Genomic DNA, 18965 nt, shown 5'->3' with positions numbered 1-18965 from the left:
GAGACTTTTTAACGGAAAAGTCTCACCTTACTTATTGTACTATCTACTTTCGTGTTTTATCTTATTGTGTATAGGTGTTCACTTCAAATAAATCGATTAAATCTACTTCTGAGTTATTTTCTTGGAACCAGTTAAGGGCAAATTCATTTTGGAAAAGAACTAGATAGTTCTCATTTCGATCCCTTACAAGCATTCTTCTTTCATCAAAAAGAGATTCATTAATCGGCTGTTCTGGATTTAACCAGCGTGGAATTCTTTCCCCAATAGGATCGAACATCACTTCTACATTGTATTCATTTTCCATTCGATATTTAAAAACATCATATTGCAAATCACCAACAGCTCCTAAAATATAAGATTCTGTCCGTTTATCTCTAAATAGTTGGATGGCACCCTCTTGCACGAGCTGTTCAATTGCTTTCTTGAATTGTTTTGATTTCATGACGTTTTTTGCGGTTACTTTTCTAAACAATTCAGGTGGAAATTGTGGGAGTTCATTATATTCAAAGGTATCTTTCCCTTCTATTAATGTATCCCCGATTTGATAAGCATTAGGGTCATATATCCCAATAATATCTCCCGCATATGCTTCGTCAACTGTTTCTCGAGAGGAAGCAACAATTTGTTGAGATTGGGATAATTTTAATGTTTTCCCTGTTCTAGCAAGATTTACACTCATTCCTCGTTCAAATTTACCAGAGCATACTCGGAGGAATGCAATACGATCTCGGTGAGCTGGATTCATATTAGCCTGTATTTTGAAAATAAAGCCTGAAAAGTCAGGGTTATCTGGTTGGATAACGCCTTCTGTTGTCTTTCTAGGTTTTGGTGTAGGAGCCATATTTATAAATGTATCAAAGAAAATTTCTACACCAAAAGGGGCTAATGCACTACCGAAAAATACTGGTGTTAGTTCTCCTTTTAATACGGCATCCATGGAAAAAGTGTTCCCCGCTTCTTCAAGTAAATCGACCTCTTCCTTTGCTGCTTCAAATGTAGCATTATCAGTCAATTCTTTATGTTCATCCAATTCATCAAAAGAGATCATGGATTCTTCTTCATTACCATTATATTTTACAAATTGTTTCCCATAGCGATCGAAAATTCCAAGAAAACCTTTCCCCATGCCAGCTGGCCAGTTCATAGGATACGTTTCGATTTCTAATACCTCTTCAATTTCCTCTAGTAATTCGAAGGTTTCTTTTCCTTCACGGTCTAATTTATTAATAAAAGTAAAAATTGGAATCCCACGCATTTTACATACTTTGAATAACTTAAGGGTTTGTGCTTCAATCCCTTTCGTTGAGTCGATAATCATAACAACACTATCCACAGCTGTTAATGTTCGATACGTATCTTCGCTAAAATCCTCATGCCCTGGAGTATCGAGAATATTAACTTGAAGATCATTGTATTGGAAGTTCATAACACTGGATGTGACAGAGATGCCACGTTGTTTTTCAATTTCCATCCAATCAGATGTAGCAAATTTTCCTGATTTTTTTCCTTTAACTGTACCAGCAGTACGGATTAAGTTTCCAACCTGTAGTAAACGTTCGGTTAGAGTTGTTTTCCCCGCATCCGGATGGGAGATAATAGCAAAAGTCTTTCTTTTATTTACTTCGTTTTTAATCATATAAAAATCCCTTTCATTTTAAGTTTATTGATAGGTTTGCGGGATTTAAATCACATGTAAGAAACGCTCCTTCTATCATAGAATGATTACCTTTATTAATATACTATATCAGAATACATATTGTAACGTATGAATGCACTTGGAATATTAATGGTAGAAGCTGGGAAAGTTTTGACAATTATTAAATTCTTATGTTCAGACAAATGATTTCTTGTTATAATGATTATTTGTAAAGTCTATGTAAATTATTAGGTTTTGAGGAGGGACTGGCAAGCATGAAAATAGAGGTTAATGGAAACACTCTAAAACTGATGATAGGGGATATTACGAAACAATCAACAGAAGCTATTGTAAACGCCGCTAATGGTACGTTAATGGGAGGCGGTGGAGTTGATGGTGCTATTCATCAGGCTGCTGGTAGCGAATTGGTAGAAGAATGTAGAAAGATTCGAGAAGAAGATTTGGACGGAAATTACCTTCGTACAGGAAAAGCTGTATTAACACAAGGATATAACCTCCCAGCAAAATTTGTTATCCATACAGTAGGACCTGTATGGGATGGGAATAACCAAGTAGCTAGCGAACGATTGGAAGAATCTTACGTAAATACGCTTAACCTAGCAAAGGAAAATGGAATTACTAGTATTGCTTTTCCATCTATATCGACTGGGGTATACCGTTATCCTGTACAATTAGCTTCAGTAGTAGCCTTACATACAATTGTAGAGTTCCTTCAAAGTAATAGATTTGGTGAAGTAACAATGACGCTATTCTCTGAACAAGAGTATCAAGTTTACGAGGAAGCGTTAAAAAATGTATTAAAAAAATTTGAATATGCGGTATAAAAATCCCTTCAATGGAGGGATTTTTTTTACTTTTTAATCAAAATTCCCGCTCTTTCTAAATCTATGCAGACACTTTCTAGTTTTTTTATTGAATCTGCTTCAATAGTATGAAGATGAACCCCGTCTGTTAAATTAGATAAATAGGAAGCTTTCGTATTTTTAATTTTCTGTAGAAATTGGTTGGCCTCAAAACGATTACTAATTCGTAGAGAGGCTGTTAAATCACCGTAGACAGGATGCTCAATAATGACATCCTTTAAAGTGACCCCATGATCAACGATAAGGAAGAGCTCTTCAGGAGTTTGTTCGGGAGAGTGCCTACATACAATAACCATTTTCTCTTTATTTTCGGATTCTTTTTCATTTAAATAGATGTAACCTTGGCTTGTTGCAACGATAGGTTCCCCTTTAGCTTTTAATAAAGAAACATCTTGTACGATAACTTGTCTACTGACATTTGCCTGCCTAGCAAATTCTGTCCCCGTAATAGGTTTATTTGCCCCTTTTAAAGAGTGAATGATAAGTTCTTGCCTTTCTGACGATGATAATTTCTTTGAGCCTTTCATCACTACTTCCTCCTTTAAAATTGCTTTGTACACCCGTATACTTCATTGACGATTTCCGTAAGTATATCTATTAATCCCGCATTAACTGGCTGAAGGTCCCGCTTCAAGAATTCCAAAGATAACAGGAATTGTAAGTGGGGACCAACAGCCAGTAAAAGCCCGATTCGTTTAACTAACAATCAGTGGCGGATGAAAAGACCCCCCACTGATTGAAGTTTCACTTTATTTTCTCAATATATGAAAAAAATATTGTAAATCCTATGTAAGTATATTAAACTAAATGTAAATATAGGTGTCAAGACAGGTGTTAATTCTAAGTGATTAATTTCACTTGTTAACCAACAAAAAAGTCAATTTAGTATAGAAAGTGGTCTATGATAATGAATAGATGATGAAATAGTATAGACTTCAATGTGAATTTATTAACAACAGAGAATGATGTTTCTTGCATTTTCTGCACACAAATTTTAATGAAGGAGTTAGAAATAATGAATCAACTAAAATTAAGAACATCACTTCAATCCTTTTTACTGGAAGATATTGGGGATATGGATATTACAAGTCAATCCATTTTTCCAGTAGAGGAAAATGGGAGAGGTGTATTTATTGCAAAAGAAAATGGGGTTTTATCAGGTATAGAAATTATTAAAGAAGCTTATCATCTTCTTGATTCAAAGATTGAGGTAAATCTTTATTTTTCAGACGGTGAACGGGTAGAAAAAGGTCAAAAGATTGCGGAAGTTTATGGTTCCATTGCTCATTTACTCACAGGCGAGCGTGTTATTTTAAATTTAATCCAAAGAATGAGTGGTATTGCCACTATGACAAATACATGCATACGTACTTTAAACGATCCATCGATTCAAATTTGTGATACGAGAAAGACCGTTCCCGGTTTACGTATGTTTGATAAATATGCTGTCATTTGTGGTGGTGGAAAAAACCATCGTCAAGGGTTGTATGATGGGGTAATGATTAAAGATAATCATATCTCTTATTGTGGTTCGATCACAAAAGCAGTAGAAGCAGTTAGAGAAAAAATAGGACATATGGTGAAAATTGAAGTAGAAACAGAATCGAAAGAGGAGATACTGGAAGCGGTAGAAGCGGGTGTAGATGTAATCATGTTTGATAACCGCTCCCCAGAAGAAGTAAAGGAATTTTCAAAGTTAGTGCCTCATCATATTGTTACTGAAGCATCTGGTGGTATTAGTTTGGAAAATTTAGCCAGCTATAGTGGTTGTGGAGTAGACTATATTTCACTAGGATATGTAACGCACTCTGTCAAAGCACTAGACATTAGTTTACAGGTCAAAGAGGGGAATAAGAAGGATGCCTAGAAAGGTCGGGAAAATGTTAACCATATTTCTCGTCTCTTTCATCATTTTATCAGCATGTGGAACTAATCAAGATAAGTCTGCAAAGGAATTAAATACAAGTGAAGACTATTTTCATATGACAATGATGGGTGGAAGAACTGGTGGAGCATGGTCTATATTTTCCGAAGGGGTAGCAGAAGCAGTGAGAAGGGAAAATGAAAGTACAATCGTCACAGTAGAACCTGGTGGTATAGTAGAAAATCCAGTGTACGTTGGAACAAATAAAGTACCTTATGGCTTGTCCTATGCGATGACAGCCTACGCTGCGTATCGTGGAAATGCCCCTTATAATCAAGCTTATGGTGATCTTCGGGCGATTAGTGTGATTGTGCCGGCAAACTATTATCAATTTATCGTTAGAGCAGAAGTAGAATATGAATCCTTAGATGAAATGATTGAAAAACAATTCCCAATTCGTTTAGCAGTAGACCAAGTGGGTTCTGCTGGTGAAATCATTACAAGAACCATTTTACAAGAATACGGTGTAACGTATGATGATATTTTTTCTTGGGGTGGTTCAGTAGACCACCTTAGTGACTCGAAAACATTTGAGCTAATGGCCGATAAACGTATGGATGCTACTGGTGATGCGGTTTCCGTACCTTCTAGCAGTATCATTGAAGCATCTGCAACGAATGAATTAAAACTAATCAGTATCAATCCAACGGTAATTAAAAGTGTATCAGAAAAATTGGGCATGGAAACTGGGATCATAAAAGCCGGTAGTTATGAATTTCTAGATAACGATATTGAAACATTAAACACTCCAGCAATATTAATGGTTAACAAAAATGTACCAGAAGATGAAGTTTATAAGATTACGGAAGCAATATATGAACATCTAGATTATTTAAGTACGGTACACAAGGAATTCAAAAAGTTAACACCAGATAAAATGTCAAATGTTGGAAGTGTCCCTTTACATCCTGGTGCGGAGAAATTCTTTAACGAGAAAGGATTAATGAATTAATCGCTACATTTTTGGGAAAGCACAAAATCTTTCCAGCCAGTAATTGCAACTAAAGTCTTTGAACGAATGTTAAGTTTTCTAAAAGGGAGTTACAGGATCATGTACATAAAAAAGTTAATAACGGATTGGTTGCAGATAGGATATAGACGCTCTCTATTTGGTGTTCATTTACTTATCGTTGCAATTATCGGTTTTTCCTTATCTGTTTTCCAAATTTGGTCCATGATGTGGGGGAAATTAGATCCAATTAACCAAATGGCCATTCATTTGGTATTTATATTAGGTTTAACCTTTTTAGTTTATGGTTATTCAAAAGGAACAAAATCATTAACTAATCATGTACCTAAATGGATCGATTATCTTTTTGTGTTACTCGCATTCGGTGCAGGAATCTATTTTACAGTTCATGCCGAACGGATAGCAAGTAGAATTCCAATAATGGAACCATTGACTGCTTTAGACATCTTTTTTGGCCTTATTTTAGTTATCTTAACGATAGAGGCTACACGAAGAACAATTGGAATTCCAATTGTTCTTATCATATTTTTGTTTTTTGCGTATGCCTTATTGGGTCATTATTTGCCAGGGGTTCTCTGGCATCGACAGTTTACAGTAATTGAATTTTTAGATGAACTGGCTTTCAGTTTTAATGGGCTATGGGGCTCTCCTATTTCTGTTGCAGCATCCGTTGTATTTATGTATATGTTATTCGGAGCATTTTTAAATAAAGCTGGTGCAGGAGAATTCTTCTTTAAGTTATCGATTGCTTTGGCCGGAAGAACAAAAGGAGGAGCTGCAAAAGTTGCAATTTTGGCAAGTGCATTTTTTGGTTCTATTTCTGGAAGTCCTACTGCTAATGTTGTGACAACTGGGACATTTACGATACCTGTTAGTAAAAAGGCGGGATACAAGCCAACCTTTGCTGCAGCTGTCGAGGCAGCAGCATCAACAGGTGGTAGTATTATGCCGCCAATAATGGGGTCGTCCGCCTTTTTAATGGCTGCAGTTACTCAAGTGTCATATGGTACGATTGTTATTGCTGCGCTGATTCCAGCTGTGCTTTATTACGCTTCTTTATTTATGATGGTTCACTTCGAGGCATTGCGGCTAGATTTACCACGTACAGAAGGTGAAAATATCCCAAAAATATCCACCTGCTTAAAAGAGGGATGGTATTATTTTATTCCATTATTCATCTTAATTTTTCTTTTAATTCAGGGTTATAGTGCTTCACGTGCAGGTTTCTTTGGAATTGTCGGTATTGTTATTGTGAGTTGGTTCCGAAAAGAAACAAGAATGGGGTTGCAATCTATTTTTGAGTCCATGATAGATGGGGCGAAATCTTCCATTCCGGTAACGACGGCGTGTGGTGCTGCAGGACTAATTATTGCAGGAATTATGTCTACAGGACTAGGTGGGAAACTAACTAGTATTGTTCTTAGTTTAACGGAAGGAATGCTTATCCCGACTCTTTTTCTAGTCATGTTTATTTGTATAATTCTTGGAATGGGAATGCCGGTTGCTGCAGCTTACATTTTAACAGCTATGTTAGCAGCACCTGCATTAATGGAATTAGGAGTATCCACCATGTCTGCACACTTATTCATTGTGTACTTTTCTATTTTTTCTGCAATTACTCCTCCAGTCGCGGTTGCTGCGTTTGCTGCTGCAGGGATTGCCGATGCTAATCCAAATCGAGTTGGATTTCAAGCTGTACGTTTAGCATTAGTAGGATTCATTGTTCCTTATATGTTTGTTTTAGAACCAGCATTATTAATGGAAGGGCAAACAATAGAAGTAATTCTAGCCGTTGTAACGGCAATTATTGGCGTAGTTATCTTTTCTGCAGGGGTAATTGGTTGGATGATAACAAAGACAAATGTTTTAGAACGCTTTGTTTTAATACTTGGTGGGGTTATGACGATGTATCCAGGTCTATTATCAGATGCAATTGGGATAGCAGCTATCATTCTAGTTTTCATTATGCAACAAAAAAGAAGACTAGAATATTCTAAATTGGAAAAGGATAGGAACACTCATAAGAAACAATCGATTCATATAGGAAATTAATAGGGATTGGACACGCACTAATAGTAGAAAATTCGGGAGGTGCTAGCACTTCCCGAATTAGATTGTTTTTAATAGTAATTTTTTCAGTAATGGAGCAAATTGCTCTGGTAATTCAGAAACACTTGGAACCATAAGTCTTTCTTTTCCATAAATATTTTTCATCGTTAAGTCTTCCGCTTCATCAATTTCCCTATCAGCTAAAAACATTCCAATTACTTCGATACCTTGTTTTCGTGCTTCTGAAACTGCTAAATGGGTATCTACTATTCCATTTTGGTCATAACCAGATGCAGCAGGTTCCCCGTCAGAAAAAACGAGCAGAAACTTATTTTTTTCTTGTCTAGCGATTAAATCTTTCGTTATTACACGAATACTGAATCCATCTCGATTATCTTCTTCTGGTTCAAGCTGCATAATTTTTGCTCCATTATTTTGGTAGAAAGAATCTTGATAGGTATGAATCATATGGAAATAATTCGGTTGATAATTTTCCGTCACTTCCATCGCATCTTCCCAAAAACCGATAATAGAATGCGGAATGTTAAATTGCTTTAATACTTCATGAAATAGAACGATCCCTCGTTTTGTTTCTTCCATTTTCCCCTGCATCGATGCCGAACAGTCAACTAGCAAAGTGAAAACAGCATCAAATTCTTTTGATTCCAAATCTTTTTTATAAAAGACCCGTGGATGATCATCCAGTATCATTGGAAGTAATTTTTTGGACAGCCGGCCGTAGACTAAATCTTTTCTTGGAGCATTCTTTTTATGTTCGATTGTTTTCTTAATCGTATTCGCAAGTTTTCTCCTTAGAGGTTCAATATCTTTCACATATTCTTTATACGTAGCCACCTCTTCGTTGGTCGGATTGGAAGCTTCTTTTACAATTTTAACAGCGTCTTTATTTTCTTCTCCAAATTCGTACTCGCCACTTTTACCTTGTGTGGATTCTTGTTTATCTAATGATTCAATGTCGGAGTAGTCTTTATTTTTCGATTGACCAGAAGATCCTTGGATCGTCCCCATGGCTTGGTCTGCATCTTCCGTTTCTCGTGCACCACCGCCCATGATATTTGTTTTTGTTCCTACTTCTAGTTCAAATTGAAGAAATGTTTGTTTTCTGTCACTATTTTGATTTTCACGATGCCAACTAGAAAAACGTTCATCAATATATTCATTTTTGTCCTCATCCAGTTCTTCTTTGTCATCGTTTTTAAGTTCATCTGTGCGTGTCAATTCATCAAATAGATTATCTTTTTCCATTTCTTCCACATGACCTATTGGGAAAATAAAATACTCATAAATGGTATCTTTATAAATAGAATTTAATTGAAACACGATTTGCTCACAAATCCTAACGATATCATTAGTAGTTTTTGCTTCAAAGATAGAATAGAGGAGCGGTTTTATTCTTTCTAACTGGTCGAGTTGCGTCTCATTTGCCCTTGGGAAACTTGGGTCAGGACTGTCTGCCTGAATTAATAAATAGATAAGACAAAATAATTCGTCCAGTGCTAATCCGCGAGTTACATGGGAATTCAACTCATTTTCAAATTTATGTTTTAAGTATTTTCTCCGTACAGAAAACACCCTTTTCGTACCAGGACGTTCTTTTTTAATGATTTCTTCCAGTCTAATATCTTCAAGTAGCGCAAATAATTGCGAGGAAAACTTTGTTAAATCGGTTTCCTTTACAATTTCTAAATACTCCTTCATTGCTTTCATACTAGAATAACGGAAAGAACCAATTGTACGGAGAAATACGTCCGATTTAAAACCGGCTTCTTTATATTTTTCTTTTGCCGTATCCCACATACGACTGGCAGTTACTTTGTTGTCGATAATATCGATAAACGAACCGAAACTATATTCAAAGGCAGTCTTTTCATTTTCAGTTAAAACGGTTGTTAAATCTTGAAGTTGCATGAAAAGATCTGTATCCACATTACTATTATGAAAACGATACATGATAAATGCTCCTAACTAAAATAATGTTTCAGTTAAATTGTAGATGAATTCACGTTCTCTTTCTTCATCCAGTTTATCGATAATTGCTCGTTGAATCGCACGTTTAGGTGGTATCACAACACTTAAATCACAAGCATCTAAAAGTGCTCGGATGGAAGCAGCATCTTCTGATAATTTCCCTTGGTAAACGGCTTGAATAAAGTCGGCCGATAATTTAACAAATAAATCGATTGTTTTATCATCGTTTAGTTTGGTGTTCGTTTGAATTAATTGTTTTAATTGTTCTCCCTCAATATAAGGAACTTCAATTACGATAAAGCGGTTTTTTAATGCTTCATTCAATGGAACAGTTCCTATGTATCCTTCATTAATTGCGGCAATGACACCAAATCCATCTTTTGCCGTTACCATCTCGTTTGTAAATGGATTGGTAATGGTTCTCCGATAATCAAGAACACCATTTATCAAAGGTAATGTTTCTGGCTTTGCCATATTAATTTCATCTATATATAGAAATGTACCGTTTTTCATTGCATTTATAACTGGACCAGGGATGAATTCAATTACTTGTTTTTCCTCTTCATAGGATAAGGTTTTAAATCCTAATAGGCTTTCCGAATCCAAGTCTACAGAACAGTTTACACTGAACATCGGTTGGTTATATAGATTGGATAATGTTTCAGCAAATTTCGTCTTACCTGCACCTGTTGGTCCTTTTAGTAAAATGTTTTTCCCCATACTTAGAGCGGTAATCGCATCTACTAATAGATCCATATTTGGTGGTAAATATCCACCTTGGCGAATGAGTGTATTTAATGTATGATTTGTCTTTCTATTTTTTTCTAGAATCGTTTGAATCGATTCTGGTAACGAATAAGTTAAGTTCATGTTCATACTCCTTTCCCAAACATTGTAAGGTTTTTTTCAATACTTGTCACTTTCCCAACTGTATTTTTACTTCATTTAATATTTTGAAGTTTGTAGACACCTTTACATTTTCCCTAACTTTATTAAAATAGATAGATAGTGTAAAAAAAGGAGTTTTATAGATGGAACGATATCTTTCTATTGACGAAATACAACATAAATGTAGTCGTTTAAGTGATGTTTATGAAATAGACGAAGAAAAGTTTTATCAAATAGTGGAAAAATGGGCGGCTCAAGACGCTTCTATTGAAGATAAAATATTGAATAGTTTTATAGAATTATTGCAAATGGTAAGTCAAGAAATGAGTGATATGGAGCGTACGGTTCAATTGGAGGCAACTTGTCGAATGGGCTGTGCATTTTGTTGTTATTTTCCTATTATAATTAATGAAATGGAAGCAAAAATAATGAAAAAAGCTATCGAAAATTTTCCGATAGAAAGAAGAAATAGGATTAAAAACCATTTATCTAACTATTATGAACAATATGGAGAAAAATTAGAATCATTAACACGACTTGATTTTAATGAAGATAAAGATTTTAAATTAAAATACCGCAGAAGTCTTGTACCATGTCCGCTTCTTAATACAAAAACAAATCAATGTATGGCGTATGAAGTTCGTCCAATACCGTGCCGTACGTATGTAAATTATACAAATCCTGATGTTTGTAAAGAAAAATTAATGCCTAAAGAAACTGTGAGCTTTGAATTTTTATATGAACAATATATGGGTGCATTGAATGAATTTATGCAATTCCTTTATGAAGAAGAAGGAGATACAACTTTTATTCAATATCCAGATGATGTTTATCAAACAGATTATTTAGCTAGTTGGTTACGTTCGATGTGAATGAAAAATTAAATAATAATACCTTTACCTTTATAAATAAAATTTCTAAAAATACAAATGCTACATGTGTAGATTTTATTTTGGGGTGATAGTGAATGATTCGGATTATAAATAGTATTACATTGACATTGATTATTGTTGGTGCGATTAATTGGGGGGTAATTGCCTTTTTTCAATTAGATTTTGTTGCGGGGCTTTTTGGAGGGCAAGATGCGTTTTTGTCTAGGTTAGTATATGGGATTATTGGTTTAGGTGGTTTGTATTATTTAACAAAAACGCTTTATCCAATTGGCATCATTACGACGGTCGATACGATAGATGGAAATGTTGGAAATGTCAAATATAGTACAGAAGTTGCAGAGGAATATGAGGAAAATAGGAGAGCAACGGAAAAAGATGAGGAATAGCCTTTCAAATAAAAGGCTATTTTTAATACCTAAAACAAGAGTGCCGGGCCCGCTAAAAAAGTATATAATATATAGAATATGTATTTATGAATTTTGGGGGAGAAATGATGGATCGGATCAAGAGATATATGGTGCTTCATCAGAAAGATATTTTACGAGATATACAGTATCTTGTGGAGAGGGATTCTCCTTCCATGGATAAGGAACTAGTGGATGCCTGTGAACAACGTATACAAAAACTATTCTTAAGATACTTTGGTTATAAAGCTGAAGAAATTAAAGAAGAAAAGTATGGTAATCATTTGCGCTTTACAATAGGAAAGGGAAAAGAAACCATTCTTATATTATCCCATTTTGATACCGTTTGGGATAAAGGTGATCTGCCTTTTAAAATAGAAGGGAATAAGGTTTATGGCCCCGGCATTCTAGATATGAAGGGTGGACTTGTTCAAACAATTTGGGCTTTAAAGGCAATTAAAGATTTAAAAATAAAATTAACAAAAAAAGTAGTTTTTCTCTGTACTAGTGATGAAGAGATTGGCAGTCCTTCGTCAAGAAGAATTATTGAGAAAGAGGCTAAAAAAAGTAACTTTGCCCTTGTAACGGAACCACCTGTGTCGGGAACAGGCGCGTTAAAGACTGGACGAAAAGGTTCAGCTAGATATTTTGTAGAAATAAAAGGGAAATCTGCCCATGCTGGAAATCATCATGAATTAGGCGTTAATGCAATTGAAGAAGCGGCAAGACAGATATTATTTTTGCAATCCTTAACTAATTATTATAAAGGGACAACGCTTAATACTGGTTCCATTAAAGGTGGGGGGAAATTAAATGTTGTTCCTGACCAAGCTGTATTTGGAGTAAATGTACGAGCACGAACGTCAGAAGAACAAAAAAGGATTGATTATCTAATTAAAAATTTAAGACCAACAAAAAAGGGTATTGCCATTAAAGTTCGTGGTGGAATTAATCGGCCGCCAATGAATCGGAATAAAGGAACAAAAAGATTATTTAAGATAGCTAAAAAAGTAGCAACAGATCTTGACCTAGAATTGACAGAGGCTTATGTTGGGGGAGGTAGCGATGCTAATTTTACTGCCAATTTGGGTGTTCCAACTTTAGACGGTCTAGGTGTTATAGGTTATGGAATCCATGAAAAAAATGAACATATTCTAGCAAACGAAATCCCAGGCCGAACAGCTTTATTGTGTAAATTAATTATCGAATTATAAATGTAAAAAACAGTTTATCGCGAAAACTGTTTTTTTTTTGTGATAAGAATAATCTTTGATGTCTAGCATCCTCGCCTAGTAACTAGCAGTTTTTTGATGGGACGAGCTTTAGCGTAGTTCCAAACTTCGCACTGATACCCCTGTGGTGAAAGTCAATATCGGTTGTAGTGAAGGAAGGCCGACTAAGTGCGGGCTTTGCGGCCAACGTCGGCATACCCCTATGAAGAGGCGTGAAATATAACTGTAATAAAACTCTAACAATCATGACATTTTTAAATGGTATACTTTCACCATATTAATAATCTATTAAATGTAATATAAAAGGAAGCAGGGGAAAAAGTTGAAGAAAAAATTAACTGCAATCACCTTAGCTACTACAATGGTTCTAGGGAATTCTTTTTTTGGTATGGTAAGCCACGCTGAATCAGGAAAAGACTTACATAACATACAGGCAGAGCGAAGTGATATACAAGCAAATCTATCAGCAACAGAAGAAAAAATGAATGGTATCATTTCTGATATGGAATCATTAAATCAAGAAATTCAAAAAGTTGGTCAAGTCTTAACAGAGAAACAAGCTTTAGTTGATCAAACCACAGAAGATATTAATTATACAACAGAGGAAATAAATCAACTTCAAGAGGAAATACATGAATTAGAGAAAAGCATTGAGAAACGCTATAATATATTGAAAAATAGAGCTTCTTCCTATCAGTTATCGGGCGGATCTGTTAATTATTTAGAAGTTATATTTGGCTCAGAAAGTTTCGGAGATTTTATTAGCCGGGTATCAACAGTTAATAAAATAGTAGAATCAGATGCAGCTTTAATGGAACAATTAGATAGAGATATTCAAAAAGTGGAAGAAAATCAAAAACTTTCCATGGATAAGTTAAATGAATTAAATGTAATGAAAGCTGAACATGAAGAAGCACTGCTCGTTGTTCAAGAGCAAAAAGCGAAAAGTGAAAACAGTAAAAATGCTTTGGCGGAAAAACAAGGTCAATTACAAGGACTAGTAACGGAACTCAAAAGTAAGGATCGTAATCTTGCTTTTCTTGAAGAAGATGTAAAACAAAAAATAGTTGCTGCCGAAGAAAAGGCAAAAGAAGTTAGTAAACAACAAAATAAAAAGGTAGTAGTAACTAGTACCGATAGTAATTCAAGTAAATCTAGCACCTCCTCTAAGCCAGAAGTAGAAGAAAAGGCTACCGAAACTAGCGCCTCTTCTAAGCCAAAAACTGAACAAAAAAACACAGTAGAAAAAACGACTGAAAAAAAGGTTGAAAAAGAAAAGAAAACATTAACTGTTAATGCTACTGCATATACTTTAGAAAGTGCAGGTGGATCTGGAAAAACGTATACTGGAATTGATTTGAGAAAAAATCCAAATGCGAAAGTGATAGCTGTTGACCCTAAAGTGATTCCACTTGGATCTGTTGTCCATGTAGAAGGTTACGGTTATGCAATCGCAGGGGATATCGGAAGTGCTATAAAAGGAAATAAAATAGATGTCTATGTTCCAACACATCAGGCGGCTGTTAATTGGGGTTTCCGAACAGTTAAAATTACAATTCAATAAGATGGAAAAGAAAGTATCTGTAATAAAGGTGCTTTCTTTTTTTGATTGTAAAGCATTATAAATAAGTACAATTAAAATTCTTCCTAGATAGTAAGTGAGTGTTTCTAACCATTCAAAAAGGTTGTATTTCTATAAAGGATTACATATAATCTAAATTAGATTGAATGGTCATAATTTTTCGAATATAGGAGGCTGATTATGAAAAACGCAAAACTTAATTGGGTACGATTGCCAATTCCTAGTTTAGAAAATTGTCGAGAATTAGGTGGATATAGTACGAATGATGGACAACAAACGAAATGGCATTCATTTTTAAGGTCAAGTGATATGAGTAAATTGAATAAAGAAGATATTAATTTTTTAAAAGCTTATGGTGTAAAAACAATTGTTGACCTAAGAAGAGACGAAGAATTAGAGTTAGAACCGAATCCATTGTCTGATATGGCTGAATTTGATTATTATAATTTACCATTTATTACACAGAGTATATATGATATAACCAAATATAACGATGCGGACTCGATCTATACAATGGGAGACTTTTACATAGAACTGTTGAAACAGAAAACAGCAGTAAAAGAAATCTTTCAAACCATTTCTGGGGCAAAGGATGGATGTATTCTTTTCCATTGTCGTGTAGGTAAGGATCGTACTGGAGTTCTAGCCATGCTGTTATTAGGGTTAGCTGGGGTGGAAAAAAAGGATATTGTTGCCAATTATGAGGTGTCTTATTCTAAATTAGAATCCCTGCACGATTTAGAAGATAATACCTCTTTCCATTTTATATACTCTCATCGTGAATATATCTTACAAGCATATGATCACATTATCCATAACTATGGAACATTCGAGAATTATTTACATTCTGCAGGTATATCTAAAAAGGATATCCAAAAGATTCGAGAAAGGTTAATACAATTTAATTAATAGGGGCAGTTCCAGTGCGGTAATATAAAAAACTACTATTCGAATAGCGAATAGTAGTTTTTTAAGTAAAAATGTTTTATCATATTTATTTCGGGGTAATATAACATGTATCGACATTTATTGCCCTTTTCCAGAGGAACCCATTTAGTTAGTAATTAATTTAGAAAGGATATTGAGGTGAATGTTTTGATTGATTGGATAGAAGGAATAAATTGGACAAAGTTAGTTTTAGATATTGGGATAGTTGCCCTTAAATTAATTGCAATAATAATTATTTATTACATAGTGAAATCTATAGGGAAACGTACTATCCAAAAAGTATTTGAAAGATCAACTAAAAAATTAACATCTGGAAGAGCTCATACGTTGCAAGCTTTATGTATTAATGTATTTACATATTTCTTGTTATTTATTGTCATTGGTATTATTTTTGAACTTTTTGGATTAGACATTAAAGCTTTATTAGCCGGAGCAGGTATTATCGGTCTTGCTATTGGATTTGGAGCTCAAGGTTTAGTAAGTGACGTTGTAACTGGTTTTTTTATTTTATTAGAAAAACAGTTTGACGTGGATGATTATGTAACAGTTGCTGGGATAGATGGGGTTGTGGAAGAAATTGGATTAAGAACTACTAAATTAAGAGGGTCAGATGGAACCGTACATTATATCCCAAACCGGAATATAGGAACTGTAAGTAACTATTCTCGTGGAAACATGCGTGCACTAGTTGATATAAGTATTTCCCATAATGAAGATATCGATAAAGCAATCCAGGTATTGCAAGATGTCTGTGATCGAATTCAAGATGAGGATGATAATATTGTGGAAGGTCCTAACGTAATTGGGGTACAGTCATTAGAAACATCTAGTGTTGTTCTACGAGTGATAGGTAAAACAAAAACAGATGCACAGTTTGGTGTAGAAAGGAAATTAAGAAAAATGATGAAAGAAGCACTAGAACAAAACGGTATGACTATTTCCTAACCTTACCAATCGTTGGTTATAAAATAATTTATTACTTTCATTTACGCCTTAGGTAATTCATCCTAAGGTTTTTTTTCGGATTAATTCCAATAAATCGTTCAAACTAATTTTAAAGGGAGGTAGGGAGGTTTTGAAAAGAATAAAGGTAAATAATTTAAAATGAATAGGAAGGAGTATGCATATGTCAGAGGAAAATAAGAATAAAAATAAAGATAAGGGAAGACAACGAAACGTTATCAAGTATAATACAGAACCTAATCGTGAAAACGAAGACGTAGAGTTTTCAGAAGAAAGCGAGTTTCTTAACTTAAACGGTAAGAAGAATAAAAGAAAACGTAAATAGAACTTGTTTAGAAGCATAAAGAATTTATCCTTCTTTATGCTTCTATTTATGATTATATTACAATTAACTTTGGATTTATCGGTATTTTTTAGCATTGTATTTCTGGAGCGATTATTCGCTCCAATCATGTTTGGATTTTACTAGGTTAAAATACTTTATGTTAAAAATCAAAAGCATTCATTTGGTTATACTAAATGCAAGATGATAAGTATGCATTTCTACTTAAAAGGATGATTTATCGTGAACATAAGAATGGAATTAATCTATAAAACATCTAAAGGTGTAGAAACCAGATTTTTTTCAGATGAAATGAAAATGGAAAAAGCAATTCTTATTGCCGAAGATATGGATAAGACGGGTCGGTTAAAAAAAGTTTCTTTTATCGATGTACAGAATCGAACTTGGTCATTGAAAGAACTAAAAAAGTTTGTGGAGGGTCTTCAAACCGAACCACATCATATATCGGTTTATTTTGATGGTGGATTTGATCAAAATACAAAGAAATCGGGGTTAGGCTGTGTTATTTATTATGAGCAAAATGGTAAACAATTCCGAATAAGAAAGAATGCCTTTGTTGAGGACATAGAAACGAATAATGAGGCGGAGTATGCTGCTTTATATTTTGGACTTCAAGAATTGGAAGACCTAGGTGTACATCATTTGCCAGTTAGGTTTATAGGAGATTCTCAAGTAGTTATTAATCAATTGAGTGGAGATTGGCCTTGTTATGAGGAAGCATTATCTAAATGGGCAGATAGAGTCGAGGACAAGATGAAGCAAATGGGAATACACCCTGGATATGAAGCCATATCGAGGAAAAAAAATCGTGAAGCAGATCACCTAGCATCCCAAGCGTTAGAAGGGGTAGAGATTTCTAGTAATATTCAATTATAACTGACTGAAAAGGACAGTTGAATTTTACTGCATCTTCTTACTTTCTGCTAAATAAATTTTACGACAAATTAACACAAAAGTTGTATAAATTAACAGATTGTATTACCATTTATAGTGGAAAAAATTATTATTTATTAGACTTAATTTATACATGAGAAAAGGAGAATATCATGAAGATAGGTATTGATAAAATAGGATTTTATACTCCTCATTTGTTCGTGGATATGAATAAATTAGCAGTGGCAAGAGATGTGGAACCAGAGAAGTTCACCATTGGAATTGGACAAGATAAAATGGCAATTCCCCCAATCACACAGGACTCTGTAACATTAGCGGCTAATGCTGCTTTAGAAATAATTGATGAAGCGGATAAAGAAGCAATTGATTTTGTTATTTTTGGTACGGAAACAGGTATCGATCATTCCAAATCTGGCGCTGTTTATATTCACCATTTGCTAGGGTTAAAACCGAATGCACGTTGTGTGGAGGTTAAACATGCTTGTTATGGAGCAACTGCAGGAATTCAAATGGCAAAAGGACATGTTGCATTAAATCCTGAAAGTAAAGTATTAGTTATTGGTTCCGATATTGCAAGATATGGCTTAAATACTGGTGGAGAATCTACTCAAGGTGCAGGAGCAGTAGCCCTATTAATTAGTGCGAATCCAAGAATTATGACATTAGAAAATAAAAGTGCTTCTTTAACTGCTGATATTATGGACTTTTGGCGTCCGCTATATTCAGATAAAGCACTTGTTGATGGAAAGTTTTCAAATGAACAGTATATTTCATTTTTCCAAAAAGTGTGGGATAAATATAAGGATGAAAATGGAATGGATTTGGAAGACTTCGAAGCAATTTGTTACCATTTACCATATACAAAAATGGGCCTTAAGGCGATGAGAACTGTATTGAATGATGCATCTGAAGAAGTTCAAGAACGATTAAAAGAACATTATAGAATTAGTACATTATATAATCGAAATGTAGGTAATATTTATACTGGATCTTTGTATTTAAGCTTACTTTCATTACTTGAACTTAATGATGATATCAAGGCTGGTTCAAGAATCGGTATGTTTAGCTATGGTTCTGGAGCGGTTGGAGAATTCTTCTCGGGGATATTAGAGGAAGATTATAAAGAATATCTACTAATAAAAGAACATAAAGATTTATTTGAATCCCGTAAGGAAGTATCTGTAGAAGAATACGAAAAAATCTTTGAAAAAACGTTACCAACTGATGGAAGTAATATGGAATTAGATATTCACGAAGATCCAGCTCATATTTGCTTATCCGGTTTAATTGATGACATGCGTAAATATGTAAATAAATTAAGATAAACATGAAAAAACTCTGTTATTATAATAAGAACAGAGTTTTT

General features: G+C 34.4%; 17 protein-coding genes. 13 read left to right on the top strand and 4 right to left on the bottom strand.

Annotated features, from left to right (window positions below; translation table 11 throughout):
- Window positions 1-61 precede the first annotated feature (61 nt).
- Window positions 62-1636: a peptide chain release factor 3 gene (locus tag A9178_RS10005; RefSeq protein WP_068674851.1), complete on the bottom strand. Its 1575-nt coding sequence runs from the start codon at window positions 1634-1636 to the stop codon at window positions 62-64.
- A gap of 275 nt (window positions 1637-1911) precedes the next feature.
- On the opposite strand from A9178_RS10005, the gene A9178_RS10000 reads away from it, so the two are divergent.
- The gene (locus A9178_RS10000; RefSeq protein ID WP_068674850.1) at window positions 1912-2481 is read left to right on the top strand and encodes an O-acetyl-ADP-ribose deacetylase; all 570 of its coding nucleotides are present in this window, start codon (window positions 1912-1914) and stop codon (window positions 2479-2481) included.
- 26 nt (window positions 2482-2507) lie between these two features.
- Here the strand turns inward: A9178_RS10000 and A9178_RS09995 are convergent, their stop codons facing one another.
- On the bottom strand, window positions 2508-3047 hold the full coding sequence (locus A9178_RS09995; RefSeq protein WP_068674848.1) for a transcription repressor NadR: 540 nt from the start codon (window positions 3045-3047) through the stop codon (window positions 2508-2510).
- A gap of 488 nt (window positions 3048-3535) precedes the next feature.
- Between A9178_RS09995 and nadC the strand changes: the two genes are divergently transcribed.
- From nadC to A9178_RS09980, 3 genes are all read left to right on the top strand, one after another.
- Window positions 3536-4387 carry a carboxylating nicotinate-nucleotide diphosphorylase gene (gene nadC / locus A9178_RS09990; protein WP_047184215.1) on the top strand — a complete coding sequence of 284 codons (852 nt, stop codon included), beginning with the start codon at window positions 3536-3538 and terminating at the stop codon, window positions 4385-4387.
- Window positions 4380-5396: a TAXI family TRAP transporter solute-binding subunit gene (locus A9178_RS09985; RefSeq protein ID WP_068674846.1), complete on the top strand. Its 1017-nt coding sequence runs from the start codon at window positions 4380-4382 to the stop codon at window positions 5394-5396. The genes nadC and A9178_RS09985 overlap by 8 nt, the downstream gene beginning before the upstream one ends.
- 99 nt (window positions 5397-5495) lie before the next feature.
- On the top strand, window positions 5496-7466 hold the full coding sequence (locus tag A9178_RS09980; protein WP_052771642.1) for a TRAP transporter permease: 1971 nt from the start codon (window positions 5496-5498) through the stop codon (window positions 7464-7466).
- A gap of 57 nt (window positions 7467-7523) precedes the next feature.
- Here A9178_RS09980 and A9178_RS09975 read toward each other — a convergent pair whose 3' ends face one another.
- Window positions 7524-9434 carry a vWA domain-containing protein gene (locus tag A9178_RS09975; RefSeq protein ID WP_068674842.1) on the bottom strand — a complete coding sequence of 637 codons (1911 nt, stop codon included), beginning with the start codon at window positions 9432-9434 and terminating at the stop codon, window positions 7524-7526.
- A 15-nt stretch (window positions 9435-9449) separates the two neighbouring features.
- Window positions 9450-10322 (bottom strand): ATP-binding protein, encoded by an 873-nt coding sequence (locus A9178_RS09970; protein WP_068674840.1) that lies wholly within the window; start codon window positions 10320-10322, stop codon window positions 9450-9452.
- Window positions 10323-10483: 161 nt separating this feature from the next.
- Here A9178_RS09970 and A9178_RS09965 point away from each other — a divergent pair, with 161 nt between their 5' ends.
- From A9178_RS09965 to A9178_RS09930, 9 genes are all read left to right on the top strand, one after another.
- Window positions 10484-11212, top strand: a complete 729-nt coding sequence (locus A9178_RS09965) for a YkgJ family cysteine cluster protein (RefSeq protein ID WP_068674838.1) — start codon at window positions 10484-10486, stop codon at window positions 11210-11212.
- A gap of 95 nt (window positions 11213-11307) precedes the next feature.
- Window positions 11308-11619, top strand: a complete 312-nt coding sequence (locus tag A9178_RS09960) for a DUF378 domain-containing protein (protein WP_082918155.1) — start codon at window positions 11308-11310, stop codon at window positions 11617-11619.
- A gap of 107 nt (window positions 11620-11726) precedes the next feature.
- A complete protein-coding gene (locus A9178_RS09955) occupies window positions 11727-12851 on the top strand; it encodes a M20 family metallopeptidase (RefSeq protein WP_068674836.1) in 1125 nt (374 codons plus the stop codon).
- A gap of 340 nt (window positions 12852-13191) precedes the next feature.
- Window positions 13192-14433 (top strand): PcsB-like coiled-coil domain-containing protein, encoded by a 1242-nt coding sequence (locus A9178_RS09950; RefSeq protein WP_068674834.1) that lies wholly within the window; start codon window positions 13192-13194, stop codon window positions 14431-14433.
- 198 nt (window positions 14434-14631) lie between these two features.
- Window positions 14632-15360: a tyrosine-protein phosphatase gene (locus tag A9178_RS09945; protein ID WP_068674832.1), complete on the top strand. Its 729-nt coding sequence runs from the start codon at window positions 14632-14634 to the stop codon at window positions 15358-15360.
- A 177-nt stretch (window positions 15361-15537) separates the two neighbouring features.
- Window positions 15538-16344, top strand: coding sequence for a mechanosensitive ion channel family protein (locus A9178_RS09940; RefSeq protein ID WP_369801967.1), 807 nt, complete (start codon window positions 15538-15540; stop codon window positions 16342-16344).
- Window positions 16345-16525: 181 nt separating this feature from the next.
- Window positions 16526-16687, top strand: a complete 162-nt coding sequence (locus tag A9178_RS19150; protein WP_197482174.1) for a hypothetical protein — start codon at window positions 16526-16528, stop codon at window positions 16685-16687.
- A 240-nt stretch (window positions 16688-16927) separates the two neighbouring features.
- Window positions 16928-17581, top strand: coding sequence for a ribonuclease H family protein (locus A9178_RS09935; RefSeq protein ID WP_068674830.1), 654 nt, complete (start codon window positions 16928-16930; stop codon window positions 17579-17581).
- Between the two features lie 170 nt (window positions 17582-17751).
- Entirely contained in the window at window positions 17752-18924 is a 1173-nt protein-coding gene (locus A9178_RS09930; protein WP_068674828.1) for a hydroxymethylglutaryl-CoA synthase, read from the top strand.
- The last annotated feature ends 41 nt before the right edge of the window (window positions 18925-18965 follow it).

The sequence above is a fragment of the Oceanobacillus sp. Castelsardo genome (assembly GCF_001659985.1).
In the GTDB taxonomy this organism is placed as follows: domain Bacteria; phylum Bacillota; class Bacilli; order Bacillales; family Amphibacillaceae; genus Oceanobacillus.
Note: the sequence above shows the minus strand (reverse complement) of the source record. Positions and strands in the feature narration are given on the sequence as shown.

Excerpts from the sequence above, each read along its gene's own strand:
- A9178_RS09965 (WP_068674838.1), top strand. The coding sequence starts at position 10,484 with ATGGAACGATATCTTTCTATTGACGAAATACAACATAAATGTAGTCGT.
- A9178_RS09975 (WP_068674842.1), bottom strand. The coding sequence starts at position 9,434 with ATGTATCGTTTTCATAATAGTAATGTGGATACAGATCTTTTCATGCAA.
- A9178_RS09960 (WP_082918155.1), top strand. The coding sequence starts at position 11,308 with ATGATTCGGATTATAAATAGTATTACATTGACATTGATTATTGTTGGT.
- A9178_RS09930 (WP_068674828.1), top strand. The coding sequence starts at position 17,752 with ATGAAGATAGGTATTGATAAAATAGGATTTTATACTCCTCATTTGTTC.
- A9178_RS09970 (WP_068674840.1), bottom strand. The coding sequence starts at position 10,322 with ATGAACTTAACTTATTCGTTACCAGAATCGATTCAAACGATTCTAGAA.
- A9178_RS19150 (WP_197482174.1), top strand. The coding sequence starts at position 16,526 with ATGTCAGAGGAAAATAAGAATAAAAATAAAGATAAGGGAAGACAACGA.
- A9178_RS09985 (WP_068674846.1), top strand. The coding sequence starts at position 4,380 with ATGCCTAGAAAGGTCGGGAAAATGTTAACCATATTTCTCGTCTCTTTC.
- A9178_RS10005 (WP_068674851.1), bottom strand. The coding sequence starts at position 1,636 with ATGATTAAAAACGAAGTAAATAAAAGAAAGACTTTTGCTATTATCTCC.
- A9178_RS09945 (WP_068674832.1), top strand. The coding sequence starts at position 14,632 with ATGAAAAACGCAAAACTTAATTGGGTACGATTGCCAATTCCTAGTTTA.
- A9178_RS09955 (WP_068674836.1), top strand. The coding sequence starts at position 11,727 with ATGGATCGGATCAAGAGATATATGGTGCTTCATCAGAAAGATATTTTA.
- A9178_RS09980 (WP_052771642.1), top strand. The coding sequence starts at position 5,496 with ATGTACATAAAAAAGTTAATAACGGATTGGTTGCAGATAGGATATAGA.
- nadC (WP_047184215.1), top strand. The coding sequence starts at position 3,536 with ATGAATCAACTAAAATTAAGAACATCACTTCAATCCTTTTTACTGGAA.
- A9178_RS09995 (WP_068674848.1), bottom strand. The coding sequence starts at position 3,047 with ATGAAAGGCTCAAAGAAATTATCATCGTCAGAAAGGCAAGAACTTATC.
- A9178_RS10000 (WP_068674850.1), top strand. The coding sequence starts at position 1,912 with ATGAAAATAGAGGTTAATGGAAACACTCTAAAACTGATGATAGGGGAT.